This window comes from Vibrio sp. 10N.286.48.C11, assembly GCF_041469805.1.
GTDB classification, from domain to species: Bacteria; Pseudomonadota; Gammaproteobacteria; order Enterobacterales; family Vibrionaceae; genus Vibrio; species Vibrio crassostreae_C.
The window spans coordinates 65,157-78,648 of record NZ_JBFRLK010000013.1; the positions used below are offsets into that span (position 1 = coordinate 65,157).

The 13,492-nt window shown below is 45.8% G+C and carries 15 protein-coding genes; 11 read left to right on the forward strand and 4 right to left on the reverse strand.

What is annotated here, in order from left to right; all coding sequences use genetic code 11:
* Window positions 1-163: 163 nt before the first annotated feature.
* The 3 genes from priA (at window position 164) to AB4209_RS04720 (ending at window position 4,260) form a co-directional block, all read left to right on the forward strand.
* Complete coding sequence (priA, locus tag AB4209_RS04710) at window positions 164-2,365, forward strand: primosomal protein N' (protein WP_372055005.1); 2,202 nt, start codon at window positions 164-166, stop codon at window positions 2,363-2,365.
* Between the two features lie 240 nt (window positions 2,366-2,605).
* Window positions 2,606-3,610, forward strand: coding sequence for a DNA-binding transcriptional regulator CytR (cytR, locus tag AB4209_RS04715; RefSeq protein ID WP_017061147.1), 1,005 nt, complete (start codon window positions 2,606-2,608; stop codon window positions 3,608-3,610).
* A gap of 122 nt (window positions 3,611-3,732) precedes the next feature.
* Entirely contained in the window at window positions 3,733-4,260 is a 528-nt protein-coding gene (locus tag AB4209_RS04720; RefSeq protein ID WP_372055007.1) for an SPOR domain-containing protein, read from the forward strand.
* Between the two features lie 108 nt (window positions 4,261-4,368).
* On the opposite strand, the gene AB4209_RS04725 is transcribed toward AB4209_RS04720, so the two are convergent.
* Entirely contained in the window at window positions 4,369-4,629 is a 261-nt protein-coding gene (locus tag AB4209_RS04725) for a hypothetical protein (RefSeq protein WP_017061149.1), read from the reverse strand.
* Between the two features lie 298 nt (window positions 4,630-4,927).
* Between AB4209_RS04725 and hslV the strand changes: the two genes are divergently transcribed.
* From hslV to rraA, 4 genes are all read left to right on the forward strand, one after another.
* Window positions 4,928-5,476 carry an ATP-dependent protease subunit HslV gene (gene hslV / locus AB4209_RS04730; RefSeq protein WP_004729692.1) on the forward strand — a complete coding sequence of 183 codons (549 nt, stop codon included), beginning with the start codon at window positions 4,928-4,930 and terminating at the stop codon, window positions 5,474-5,476.
* 58 nt (window positions 5,477-5,534) lie between these two features.
* Window positions 5,535-6,875, forward strand: coding sequence for an HslU--HslV peptidase ATPase subunit (gene hslU / locus AB4209_RS04735; RefSeq protein WP_017065988.1), 1,341 nt, complete (start codon window positions 5,535-5,537; stop codon window positions 6,873-6,875).
* 155 nt (window positions 6,876-7,030) lie between these two features.
* On the forward strand, window positions 7,031-7,948 hold the full coding sequence (locus AB4209_RS04740) for a 1,4-dihydroxy-2-naphthoate polyprenyltransferase (protein WP_017080187.1): 918 nt from the start codon (window positions 7,031-7,033) through the stop codon (window positions 7,946-7,948).
* A gap of 73 nt (window positions 7,949-8,021) precedes the next feature.
* Complete coding sequence (gene rraA / locus AB4209_RS04745; protein WP_372055009.1) at window positions 8,022-8,540, forward strand: ribonuclease E activity regulator RraA; 519 nt, start codon at window positions 8,022-8,024, stop codon at window positions 8,538-8,540.
* A 97-nt stretch (window positions 8,541-8,637) separates the two neighbouring features.
* On the opposite strand, the gene zapB is transcribed toward rraA, so the two are convergent.
* Complete coding sequence (gene zapB, locus AB4209_RS04750; RefSeq protein WP_008219652.1) at window positions 8,638-8,880, reverse strand: cell division protein ZapB; 243 nt, start codon at window positions 8,878-8,880, stop codon at window positions 8,638-8,640.
* 324 nt (window positions 8,881-9,204) lie between these two features.
* On the opposite strand from zapB, the gene glpX reads away from it, so the two are divergent.
* From glpX to AB4209_RS04765, 3 genes are all read left to right on the forward strand, one after another.
* On the forward strand, window positions 9,205-10,212 hold the full coding sequence (gene glpX, locus AB4209_RS04755) for a class II fructose-bisphosphatase (protein WP_017061153.1): 1,008 nt from the start codon (window positions 9,205-9,207) through the stop codon (window positions 10,210-10,212).
* A 198-nt stretch (window positions 10,213-10,410) separates the two neighbouring features.
* Window positions 10,411-11,031 carry a helix-turn-helix transcriptional regulator gene (locus AB4209_RS04760; protein WP_372055011.1) on the forward strand — a complete coding sequence of 207 codons (621 nt, stop codon included), beginning with the start codon at window positions 10,411-10,413 and terminating at the stop codon, window positions 11,029-11,031.
* A 121-nt stretch (window positions 11,032-11,152) separates the two neighbouring features.
* Window positions 11,153-11,500: a DUF3135 domain-containing protein gene (locus AB4209_RS04765; protein ID WP_048614960.1), complete on the forward strand. Its 348-nt coding sequence runs from the start codon at window positions 11,153-11,155 to the stop codon at window positions 11,498-11,500.
* Between the two features lie 61 nt (window positions 11,501-11,561).
* On the opposite strand, the gene AB4209_RS04770 is transcribed toward AB4209_RS04765, so the two are convergent.
* Together AB4209_RS04770 and AB4209_RS04775 are read right to left on the reverse strand one after the other, a co-directional pair.
* A complete protein-coding gene (locus AB4209_RS04770; protein WP_372055013.1) occupies window positions 11,562-11,990 on the reverse strand; it encodes a DUF805 domain-containing protein in 429 nt (142 codons plus the stop codon).
* A gap of 45 nt (window positions 11,991-12,035) precedes the next feature.
* Complete coding sequence (locus AB4209_RS04775) at window positions 12,036-12,383, reverse strand: 5-carboxymethyl-2-hydroxymuconate Delta-isomerase (protein ID WP_050632402.1); 348 nt, start codon at window positions 12,381-12,383, stop codon at window positions 12,036-12,038.
* Between the two features lie 249 nt (window positions 12,384-12,632).
* On the opposite strand from AB4209_RS04775, the gene tpiA reads away from it, so the two are divergent.
* Window positions 12,633-13,403: a triose-phosphate isomerase gene (gene tpiA / locus AB4209_RS04780; protein WP_017061158.1), complete on the forward strand. Its 771-nt coding sequence runs from the start codon at window positions 12,633-12,635 to the stop codon at window positions 13,401-13,403.
* Window positions 13,404-13,492 lie beyond the last annotated feature (89 nt).

Below are 13,492 nucleotides of genomic sequence, written 5' to 3' on the forward strand. Positions count from 1 at the left end.
TTTTTCACCAATTCTCTCTTTATTTCCTTTATCGGCCTGAGATTTCGGGCTGTCGTTGTCGGTATACGCTAACTCGCCACCTTCATCCAAACTGCTTCTCGAATTTAACCGCCTTATCCTTTAGACTGTTCGCTCTCGTCAACTCAGATAAAGCCGTCCCTTTATGCGTCCAATGATTGCCCGCGTGGCACTGCCTGTTCCACTCGACAAGCAGTTCGATTACAAGATTCCAAACCACCTATTTCCGATTATTGGTGGACGAGTCTCTGTGCCTTTTGGACGACAAACCTTAACCGGCATTGTCACGGCTCTGGTTAACGAATCTGAATTCGAGCTAGACAAGCTCAAACCAATAAAAGCGCTATTGGATAACCAACCTGTTTGGCCGGAATCTGTCTATTCACTATTAATGTGGTGCAGTCAGTTTTATCAGTACCCTCTTGGCGAAACCTTTGCTAACGCCCTTCCGAGCGCTCTAAGAAAAGGCAAAGCCGCCGACTTCGCGACGCTGGTTGAGTGGCAGTTAACGCCATCAGGCAAAGACCAACTGATGCAAGGTTTTGGTCGCGCGGTCAAGCAAGCCAAAGTGATGCACATGCTTGAACACGGCCCGGTTCCTCATCAAGAGTTCATTGATGAAGAAGTTGGCAGCGCCGTACTCAAAACGCTAGAAGAGAAAGGCTGGATTGAATCGGTAGAGAAAAAGCCGAAGCGCCAACCTTGGCCAGTTGAACTTGAGAATGACCAAGACAAACCTAAGCTCAATGCCGAACAAGCCATCGCGATTGCGACCGTAAATAGCCAAACCGACTTTGGTTGTTTCCTGTTAGAGGGCGTTACTGGCTCAGGTAAGACCGAGGTTTACCTGAATATGATTAAGCCGATTCTCGATCAAGGTAAACAAGCGTTAGTGCTCGTGCCCGAGATTGGTCTCACCCCTCAAACGATTAACCGCTTTAAGCGACGCTTTAATGTGCCTGTTGAGGTTATCCACTCAGGTTTAAACGATTCAGAACGCCTGAATGCGTGGTTATCGGCGCGCGATAAAATAGCAGGCATCGTGATTGGTACCCGTTCAGCTCTGTTCACGCCATTTGCTGACCTAGGTATTATCATTGTCGATGAAGAACACGACGCGTCTTATAAACAGCAAGATAGCCTGCGCTACCACGCTCGTGATGTGGCGATCATGCGTGCGCACAAAGCGCAGATCCCGGTTGTGTTAGGCTCTGCAACTCCAGCATTTGAAACACTGCACAACGCTCAAATAGGTAAATACAGTTATCTCACCCTCACTTCACGTGCGGGTGTCGCACTGCCGACCACCAATAAGGTGTTGGATGTTAAAGGTGAATATCTAGAAAGTGGCCTGTCTGCGTCGTTAATTGCAGAGATGCAAAGACACCTCAAAGCTGGCAACCAAGTGATGCTGTTCCTCAATCGTCGAGGGTTTTCTCCGGCATTAATGTGTCACGATTGTGGTTGGACGGCCGAGTGTAAACGTTGCGATGCTTACTACACCTATCACCAATACAGCAATGAGATGCGCTGCCACCACTGTGGTTCTCAGCAGCATATCGTGCACAATTGCCAAGGCTGTGGATCTGCAAACTTAGTGACAGTGGGTGTAGGGACCGAGCAGTTAGAAGCTCAACTTGGTCAACTATTCCCTGAATACAAAACCATTCGTATTGACCGCGACAGCACCCGCCGTAAAGGCAGCTTAGAAAGCGCACTCGAGTCGATTCGTAAGGGTGAATTCCAAATTCTTATCGGCACGCAGATGCTCGCTAAGGGTCACCATTTCCCTGACGTGACACTTGTGGCGTTATTAGATGTGGATGGCTCTTTATATAGCAGTGACTTCCGAGCGTCTGAACGTCTTGCCCAGCTATTCATCCAAGTCGCGGGACGAGCAGGACGAGCAAGCAAACCCGGTGAGGTGATCTTACAGACTCACCACCCAGAACATGGGTTGCTGCAAGCCTTGCTACACAAAGACTACAACCATTTTGCTCAGACGGCGCTGGCAGAACGTAAGCAGGCAATGTTACCGCCTTATACCTTTATGACACTGTTTAGAGCAGAAACCAATGACACACGCTTGGTGGAAGAGTTCTTGCGTCAGGTTCGTCACACATTGGAATCGCACCCGTTGTTTGATCAATATTGCATGGTGTTAGGACCAACTCCGGCTCCGCTGGCTAAGCGAGCGGGCAAATCGCGCTGGCAGTTAATCTTACAAACTCAGACCCGCTCGTTAATGCAGAAGCTATTAATGAGTGCCAAGCCGGCCATCAATATGTTACCCGCTGCGAAAAAAGTTCGCTGGTCACTCGATATTGAGCCGCAAGATTTGAGTTAAACCCACTTGGGTTAAAACTAATGATAAGTTTGTTCACAAATATTTCATATTTCTCGTGAGCAACTTCACACTAGTCATGTGATTTTTGTTAATCTAGCCGTAACTTTACACGGATTAAACGAATAAAATATTGCAATAAAAAAAGTGTTAGCAACACTTTCATAATATCTATTCGATTACATTTATTATTCACGCCTTAGATGCTTAGGCGGCAAAGGAACTTAAAAGAGGGTTTAATTTATGGCGACAATGAAGGATGTTGCCCAGCTAGCAGGCGTCTCAACAGCCACGGTATCACGTGCATTGATGAACCCTGAGAAAGTCTCAGTTTCAACTCGCAAACGAGTGGAAACAGCAGTACTTGAAGCTGGATACTCACCCAATACATTAGCTAGAAATTTACGTCGCAACGAATCAAAAACCATCATCACTATTGTTCCTGATATCTGTGACCCTTATTTCGCCGAGATCATTCGTGGTATCGAAGATGCCGCAGTAGAAAATGATTACCTTGTTCTGCTAGGTGATAGCGGCCAGCAAAAGAAGCGCGAGTCTTCGTTTGTTAACTTAGTTTTCACCAAACAAGCTGACGGTATGCTGCTGCTTGGTACTGACCATCCGTTTGATGTCAGCAAACCTGAACAAAAGAATTTACCGCCGATGGTGATGGCGTGTGAGTTTGCCCCTGAGCTTGAACTGCCTACGGTACACATCGATAACCTGACCTCTGCCTTTGAAGCGGTTAACTACCTAGCTCAGTTAGGTCATAAACGCATCGCTCAAATCTCAGGCCCAGTATCTGCAACGCTGTGTAAGTTCCGTCAACAAGGCTACCAACAAGCACTGCGCCGCGCTGGAGTCTCTATGAATCCAGCTTACAGTACGGTCGGTGACTTCACCTTTGAAGCGGGTGCTCAAGCGGTTCGTCAATTACTGGCACTTCCTGAACAACCTACAGCTATCTTCTGTCACAACGATGCGATGGCGATTGGTGCGATTCAAGAAACGAAGAAGCTGGGCTTGCGCGTTCCTCAAGACCTATCGATTGTCGGCTTCGATGACATCCAATTCGCTCAATACTGCGATCCACCGCTAACCACCATTTCTCAGCCTCGTTATGAGATTGGACGCCAAGCGATGTTGATGATGCTTGATCTATTAAAAGGCAACGATGTGCAAGCAGGTTCGCGTCTGCTTGAAGCTAAATTAGTGGTTCGAGGCAGTACAGCGCCACCTCGAATATAACCCTTAGAAATACCCTTATAAATCTGCGGCACATTTTGATGTGCCGCTTCCATTTCTGCACTATTATCCTCGCGCAATCTGGATTACCATGAGGGCAGAATCAGCAACTATTGAATTGTCTTGTGGCTAATAGAGATTATGTAAAGCGCGGTCGTGGCACGAAAAAACCGACCAAAAAACAAGCCCCTCGCCGTAAACCTTGGCGCAGTGGTCTTTTGGCGATCCTCCTTGCCGGTGGTTTTGGTTACGGACTTTACCTATTGAGTAATGATCCTGAGCCGCCTGCACCAACGCCTGTGGCAACCAAACCAAAACCAGCGAAAGTGATTCCGCCGCCTCCTGAAGAGAAGTGGGACTACGTTGAAACGCTGCCAAGCCGCGAGATTGAAGTAAAAGCCAAAGAGCAACAGATCTCTAAGATCCCTTACATCATGCAGTGTGGCGCTTACAAAACCTCGTCGCAGGCAGAAGCACGTAAGTTGGATATTGCCTTCCAAGGTATCTCAAGTGAGATCCGCAAGAAAGATGGCAGTAGCTGGTACCGTGTGGTTTTAGGGCCATACAAGTTGAAGCGTGACGCAGAACGCGATCGCCATAAGCTGCAACGAGCGAAAATTGAACCTTGCGCTATTTGGAAAGACGGGTCTTAATCAACTCAATATATAATAGGGGGAAGAGGATTCCCCCTATTGCTGTTTGAAAGCGTTCAATAGTTCATCGCACAAGCAATACCAGTATGTTAATCAAAAGAGTGCGTTTTAACGAAACTGAGGTACTTGTTCGTAGTACTCAAGCCCAAAGTCAGTCAGGTAGACCTGCTCCTTATTTATCTCGATGTAACCAAAAAAATCCAAGTGCGCTAAAACGTTAGGAAATGGACGTTTAAGAAAAACGTTGACCGAGTTTTTTAGATGTTCTGTTGAACACTCGCCCGCCTCCTGATACATCAGATGATGCAGTATAGACAGCTCATCCAGATCCATATCTCTATTAAAAAAACTGATATTGTCACTATTCATCACACTACTCCTTATGCAGTGAATACCACTGATTAGTGAACATCATTCCTTATAAATCAAACAAAAAGTGTTAACCATTTCACGTTAGAAATTTGTTTTGTCTTTTTTTATATTTATCACAAACTATTAACCCACCAACCCTTGCCACACATAGGCTCAACAGGTAATGGATGTTTGAAACAACTGGTAACATTTAGTTTTTTTGATATGACATACCATTAAAAGTGGCACTTGAATTCATGATAGTGGAGCCACATATAAGTAGTAACCATAAATAATAATCAAAAGAGGTCGACTCGTGACTACCATTGTATCTGTACGTCGTAATAATAAAGTCGTCATCGCGGGTGATGGACAAGTATCTCTGGGCAATACAGTAATGAAGGGCAACGCCCGTAAAGTACGTCGCCTATACAACAACAAAGTACTGGCCGGTTTTGCTGGCGGTACGGCTGATGCTTTCACGCTATTCGAAAAATTTGAAAGCAAGCTGCAAATGCACCAAGGCCATCTCACCAAAGCGGCAGTTGAGCTAGCGAAGGATTGGCGTAGCGACCGTGCTCTACGTAAGTTAGAAGCACTGTTAGCAGTAGCGGATGAGACCGCTTCACTGATCATCACAGGTAACGGTGACGTAGTTCAACCTGAGAACGACCTGATTGCGATCGGTTCGGGCGGAAACTTCGCTCAAGCAGCCGCTACTGCACTATTAGAAAATACTGATTTAGATGCGCGTGAAATCGCAGAAAAGTCGCTGAACATTGCAGGCGACATCTGTGTCTTCACCAACCATCACCACACTATTGAAGAACTAGAAAGCACCGTTGAGCTGCCAAAGCCAGAGTAACGACCGCTTCCATCAATAACGTTGTATTCAACAGTGATTAAAGAATTAAGGAAAAACCATGTCTGAGATGACTCCTCGCGAAATTGTTCACGAACTCAATCGCCACATTATCGGCCAAGACAACGCTAAGCGCTCAGTGGCTATCGCTCTTCGTAACCGCTGGCGCCGTATGCAGCTTGAAGAAAGCCTACGTGTTGAAGTATCGCCAAAAAACATCCTGATGATTGGCCCAACGGGTGTAGGTAAAACTGAAATCGCTCGCCGCCTAGCGAAATTAGCAAACGCGCCTTTCATCAAGGTAGAAGCGACTAAGTTCACCGAAGTGGGTTACGTTGGTAAAGAAGTTGAAACCATCATCCGTGATCTAACGGACGTTGCGATCAAGATGACGCACCAACAAGCGATGGAAAAAGTACAATACCGCGCTGAAGAACAAGCTGAAGAACGCATTCTTGATGCCCTTCTACCACCAGCGCGTGATGCTTGGGGTCAGAACGAGCAATCAACTGAAGACACAACCTCTTCAAACACTCGTCAGATTTTCCGCAAGAAACTGCGTGAAGGTAAGCTAGATGACAAAGAGATTGAAGTTGATGTAGCCGCACCGCAAATGGGCGTTGAAATCATGTCACCTCCAGGCATGGAAGAGATGACAAACCAGCTGCAAGGCATGTTCCAAAACCTAGCGGGCGACACCAAGAAAAAGCGTAAGATGAAAATCAAAGACGCATTCAAAGCACTGACGGAAGAAGAAGCTGCGAAGCTTGTGAACCAAGAAGAGCTGAAAGAGAACGCGATCTTCAACGCTGAAAACAACGGCATCGTATTCATCGATGAGATCGACAAAATCTGTAAGCGTGGCGACAGTTCAGGCCCAGATGTATCTCGCGAAGGTGTTCAGCGTGACCTACTGCCTCTTATCGAAGGCAGCACAGTATCAACCAAGCACGGTATGGTTAAAACTGACCACATCTTGTTTATCACATCTGGCGCATTCCAAGTGGCTAAGCCATCTGACCTGATCCCTGAGCTACAAGGTCGTCTACCAATCCGCGTAGAACTTGAAGCACTATCAGCACATGACTTCAAACGCATCCTAACTGAGCCAAAAGCATCTCTAACAGAGCAATACATTGCCCTAATGAAAACAGAAGATGTCAGCATTGAGTTCACTGAAGATGGCATCAACCAGATTGCGGACGCAGCATGGCGCGTAAACGAAACCACTGAGAACATCGGTGCGCGTCGTCTACACACGGTAATGGAGCGTCTAATGGATGAAATTTCATTCGAAGCAACAGACAAAGCTGGCAGCAAGCTTGTTATTGATGAAGCTTACGTAACGTCGAAACTTGGTGAGTTCGTAGAAGACGAAGACTTAAGTCGCTTCATCCTGTAGCACACCAAACTCCAACTTATTGCTCTATCTCAAAGAAATAGCAGCTAATAAGCGAATTCAAGGCCCACTTTCGAGTGGGCTTTTTATTACCCGAAAAATGGGCGTATACTCAAATCACAGTATGAAACGAAGACTTACAAAGAATTAGACCTACGATGAAACAATCTCTACTGATTTGGCTTGATGCCGCACGACCAAAAACTCTGCCTCTCGCACTCGTCTCTATTCTTACAGGAAGTAGTTTAGCGTTCGCCGGCGGTCAGTTTTCTCTATCAATAGCCCTACTGGCTTTTTTAACTGCCACCTTATTACAAATCCTGTCGAACCTAGCCAATGACTATGGCGACGCCGTAAAAGGCACAGACAACGAAAATCGTCTGGGGCCAACACGTGCCATGCAATCTGGCGCGGTAACAGCGAAAACCATGAAGCAAGCGATCATCCTCAACATCGTGTTTACCATGCTCGCTGGGCTGATTCTTATTTTTCATGCCTTAACCTCGATTGAAAGCATCTTATCTTTCATCGCGTTAGGCGTATTAGCCATAATGGCTGCCATCGCTTACACCGTGGGCAATAAACCTTATGGTTATATTGGCCTTGGCGACTTATCGGTATTTATCTTCTTCGGTTTGTTAGGCGTTTCAGGCACATACTTCCTACACACTGGTCATGTTGAGCCAAGCCTATTTCTTCCGGCCTTAGGCTGTGGATTAATGGCGGTTGCGGTACTCAACATCAACAACATGCGTGATATAGAGAACGACAGCGAATGTGGTAAGCGCACCATGGCGGTTCGCCTAGGGCAACGCAAAGCCAAGCACTATCATTTTGCACTGCTTGGGCTCGCCCTTGCTTCTTTCGCTATCTACCTACTGATTCAAGAAAAACCGGTCTGGATCAGCCTGCCGTTTTTATTGAGCATTGTTATTGTTTACAAACATGGCAAGGCCGTTTGGGAAACCGAAAAACCAGCGCAGATTGCACCAATGATGCCAGTGATTGTGAAATGCTCACTGGTCACTAACCTATTGTTTGCAGGGGTTGTCGTAGCTCAAACTCTATTGAGTTAAATGAGACTAATCATTGCAAAGGGATCAAGCACCGATATACTCAAAGTAAGCTCATTGTTCAAAAGGTATACTAATGGAATACAACACTTCAGCACTGTGCGACATATATTTGGATCAAGTTGATGTCGTGGAGCCCATGTTCAGCAACTTCGGTGGACGTGCATCCTTCGCAGGACAGATCACGACATTAAAGTGTTTTGAAGACAATGCTTTGATTCGCTCCGTATTAGAGCAAGATGGTCTGGGACGTGTGTTGTTAATCGATGGTGGCGGCTCACTACGCAAAGCGCTGATCGATGCTGAGATTGCCCTACTTGCCGAAGACAATGAGTGGGAAGGTATTGTGGTTTACGGCTGCGTTCGTGAAGTCGATGAGCTAGAAGACATGAACATTGGTATTCAGGCTTTGGCTTCTATCCCTGTTGGTGCGAGCCAAGAAGGTGTCGGTGAATTAGACGTTCCAGTGAACTTTGGCAGCGTGACCTTCTTACCTGAAGATTACCTCTACGCAGACAACACTGGCATCATTCTTTCTGCCGAACCTCTAGATGTAGAACTCGATTTGGATGTCGAGGAAGAAGACGTCGAGTAACTCTCACTCAGCTTCAAGTAATAAAACAAATCATAAGAACACAAACAAAAACGCCCGCTACTGAGTAGCGGGCGTTTTTTTAAATCTGAAGAGTCGATTACTCTACTTCATCCATTTTACCAAGAAGGTTACGGATGCGATCTTGCCATGCTGAATGCTCTTCCTGCATTTGCTGAGTTTTTTGCTCTAGCTCGTGACGGCTTGCTTTAAGCTCACCAGCTTCTGTTGCTAGTGCTTGTTTCTCTTCTTTAAGCTCTTCCACTTCCATTTGAAGAAGTGCAATTGTATCTACTGCTGTTTGAATTTTTGCTTCTAGCTGCTCTAGTACTTCAAAAGACATTCTGGCCTACCTTTAAGTTATCCGTTTGATGGTGAAGGTTCACTCCACTTATTTCCCCATTCTACTCAGCAGAGCAAGGATAAACACTCAATATATTCGATATTTTGCGCCATTCGATGAAAAAAACAGCACTTTTTACCGAATATTGACGTGAACGATTACCGCCACAACGGCAAACCGATTATTTTGATGAATAATAACTGTTTTCCACTGCGAATTGATCGAGAGCAATCTCCAAAAAACAAAAAGGCAAACGTTTCCTTTTGGATATGGTAAAATTCGCCGCGAAATTTCTATTCCCCCTTTGAAAATTTTGGAGTCCGCATGAAACGCGATTTAGCAATGTCATTCTCTCGTGTCACAGAAGGTGCAGCACTAGCTGGTTACAAGTGGCTTGGCCGTGGCGATAAAAACGCTGCAGATGGCGCTGCTGTAGAAGTAATGCGTAGCCTATTAAACAAAACCGAAATTAGCGGTGAGATTGTTATCGGCGAAGGTGAAATCGATGATGCACCTATGCTATACATCGGCGAAAACGTAGGTGTGGGCGGCGACGCTGTCGACATCGCAGTTGACCCAATTGAAGGGACACGCATGACAGCAATGGGCCAATCAAATGCATTGGCTGTATTGGCTGCGGGCGAAAAAGGCAGCTTCCTTAAAGCGCCTGATATGTACATGGAAAAGTTGGTTGTTGGCCCTGGCGCTAAAGGCGTGATTGACCTAGAACTGCCACTAACAGAAAACCTAGAAAACATCGCTAAAGCACTAGGTAAAACACTTGATACTCTAGTCGTAACCACGCTTGCTAAGCCTCGTCATGATCAAGTCATCGCCGACATGCAAGCAATGGGCGTTCGTGTATTTGCTGTGCCAGACGGTGATGTTGCGGCTTCTATCTTAACCTGTATGCCAGACAGTGAAGTAGACGTCATGTACTGCATCGGCGGCGCACCTGAAGGTGTGGTCTCGGCGGCGGTAATTCGCGCACTCGACGGCGACATGCACGGTCGTCTTCTACCTCGCCACGAAGTGAAAGGCGACACAGAAGAGAACCGCAAGCACGGTGAACTTGAACTTGAGCGCTGCGCAGAAATGGGCGTAACGGCGGGTATCGTATTGAAGATGGAAGACATGGCACGCAGCGACAACGTTGTATTCTCAGCAACAGGCATCACTAAGGGTGACTTGCTAGAAGGTATTTCTCGTCAAGGTAATATCGCAACCACAGAAACCCTGCTTATCCGTGGCCGCTGCCGTACAATTCGCCGCATCAAATCTATCCACTACCTAGAGCGTAAAGATCCAGAAGTAGTAGGTCATATCCTGTAAGCCTAAATTCGGTGAAACAGAATATTCCAAGGCTGATACCTAGTATCAGCCTTTTGTTTTATTAGCGCACCAGAATCTGACCATGGCAGCCAATAGAGTAAAACGCTATCTATAGAGTAAATTATCATCAATATAGTAAATGGTTTGCTTTATAAACACCTTGCCTCATAATAGTAAGGTTCATTAGGTAGGGATAGTATGAAAACAAGCGACAGAATCTTACAGACCATTAAGCGTCAAGGCGCGGTAACCGCGAAACAACTGTCAGAAGAATTTGGCATGACGACAATGGGTGCAAGGCAACATCTGCAAAGCCTGGAAGATGACGGTATTCTTGCGTTTCATGATGTGAAAGTGAAAGTGGGTCGCCCGACTCGCCACTGGTCTTTGACTCAACAAGGCCACAGCCAATTTTCAGACCGACATGGTGAACTCACTATTCAAGTGATTGATGCTGTGGAGAATCTATTTGGTAAAGAAGGGCTGGCTAAGGTTGCTGCCGAGCGTGAACAACACACACTCAAGCAGTATCAAACTGCATTGTCTGACTGTAATTCACTCATCAGCAAGCTTAAAAAACTTACCCAGCTTCGTGAAGACGAAGGCTACATGGCTGAGCTTCAAGAGCATGATGATCACTACATCTTGATTGAGAACCACTGCCCTATCTGTAAGGCTGCAACTCGCTGCCCTAGCCTGTGCCAATCTGAGCTCAATGTGTTTACTGAGTTACTAAAAGATGAGTGCCATGTGAGCCGAACAGAACACATCATTGCTGGCGAACGACGCTGTACTTACACCTTAACACCCGCACTTTGATTGCACGGTAAGCAGTTAATACCGTCTCAATATTGAGAAAATACAAATAGATTAAAATTTGTACAGATTTCTTTCTTAAGCTTAGAGCATATGAAACACGCTTAATGCTAAGGAAGGAATGATGGCGCATCCACAACCCTCTCAAAAACTGCCACCCTTTGATGAACTTGTCCAACTCGCGAAAAGCGATCCGAAAGCATTCAATCAATTCAAACACGAGATGTGCGAACAGATGATCTGCTCGGCTTCAGACGTGATGCAAGACAGACTTCGCGCACAACAAAGTCACATCGACTTAGTGGTTAGCCGTTGTAAAAACCCACACCATGCCAATGTCGTACTCATGCAAGAGCTGCGCTGCCAGGTCTGTAAGTTCCAAGATGCACTCGAAGGGCGCTGCGGCTTTGAAGAGTCTCTGCCTGAAAATGTCGTGCCTTTTAAGCCGAATACCGAACCTAAAATGTACTGAAATTAGCAAAGCACTAAAAAGAAAAAGGGAGCGTAATGCCCCCTTCTTATTGGTTCGCTGTTCAATATTCACATGGGTCTTCGCCGTAGTCATTACGGCCTTCTGTGCCTTTCAACAAGCCACACTCAATCAGCATCCACAAACCACACACTAATGCCACGACGGTTGCAGCCATATGAATTGGCGATACCGGCTCTGTCGTCGTTGCAGCCATTGGCGAAGCTAAACGACCCAAGACTAATGGCACATTCAATAGTAGCCAGTAATTAGACTTATTGCGGTCATGCCAGCGCTTAGCGGTTACCGCAAGATCTGGGATCACAAGCATCAATAGGAAGATTGGTAGCAGGATATAAGAGTAAGCAGGGAACAACACAGAGATACCAGAAGCAAAACCGGTAATCGCTATGTAGTAGAAAATATTCCAAATCCAGTAAGTCTTACGACCAATTCTCCCCTTGAAAGAGAGCAGTAATTCTTTCATCGACATCTTAAATACTCAAATTTATACGCCGCTAAAAGTCAGCAGCAATGGTTAGTTTATTACTTTTTGAAAGCAACTTTTATCCATATCACGAATATTCACCGTTAAGCTTCTTACATGACTCGCTTGTTCTTGCAGGACCTGCATTAACGATCGTGACAATTCTCGCTTTTGCTCTTCCGTTCGTCCCGAAAGTAACTCAAAGCTGATATGAATAAAGTCTACACTATCTTCCTCATCACCGACCAACCAATTATGGCAACGCAGTGAACGAGACTTCACTGACGGCACATCAAACAAGCCACATGTGAGAGCGACTTGGTGGAGATCTTCCAGTAAGCCTTGGATATTTACTCGCTCATCCACTGAATTGGAGTACTCTAGAACTAGATTCGGCATTGTTACTTCCTGTTGTTAACGCAATCGTTTGTCCCTTAATAACAACTAACGATGAAAAATCCGAGAAGTTAGCTATTATTCTGTCTGCCGGATCACTGATATATGCTCAAAATCTACTCTGACCATTGAGTAAGATCCAAGAAAGTCATGACCACAGTCATGATCTGTTGATATTAATCTGTTATATTATTTCGTAATAAAGTTTACTTTTTTACATTCGATTTATTTAAATACTTTGGAGATATTCCTATGCGTCATCCTGTAGTTATGGGTAACTGGAAACTAAACGGCAGCAAAGAAATGGTTGTTGATCTACTAAACGGTCTTAACGCTGAACTTGAAGGCGTAACAGGCGTAGACGTAGCAGTTGCTCCACCAGCACTTTTCGTTGATCTAGCAGAGCGTACGCTTACTGAAGCGGGCAGCGCGATCATCCTAGGTGCTCAAAACTCTGACCTAAACAACAGCGGTGCATTCACTGGCGACATGTCTCCAGCAATGCTTAAAGAGTTCGGCGCATCTCACATCATCATCGGTCACTCTGAGCGTCGTGAATACCACAACGAATCAGATGAGTTCGTAGCTAAGAAATTCGCATTCCTAAAAGAGAACGGCCTAACTCCAGTTCTTTGTATCGGTGAATCTGAAGCACAAAACGAAGCAGGCGAAACTGTTGCAGTATGTGCTCGTCAACTTGACGCTGTTATCAACACTCAAGGTGTTGAAGCTCTTGAAGGCGCTATCATCGCTTACGAACCAATCTGGGCTATCGGTACTGGTAAAGCAGCTACAGCTGAAGATGCACAACGCATCCACGCTCAAATCCGTGCACACATCGCAGAGAAATCTGAAGAAGTTGCTAAGAAAGTTGTTATCCAATACGGCGGTTCTGTTAAGCCAGAAAACGCAGCAGCTTACTTCGCACAACCAGACATCGACGGTGCTCTAGTTGGCGGCGCAGCTCTAGACGCGAAAAGCTTCGCAGCTATCGCTAAAGCAGCAGCTGAAGCAAAAGCTTAATTTAAACTTCACCGTTTAAATTAAATGAAAGGTCAACTTAGGTTGGCCTTTTTTGATCTCGCTCGAAAACCGCCACTCCCAACCTCTTT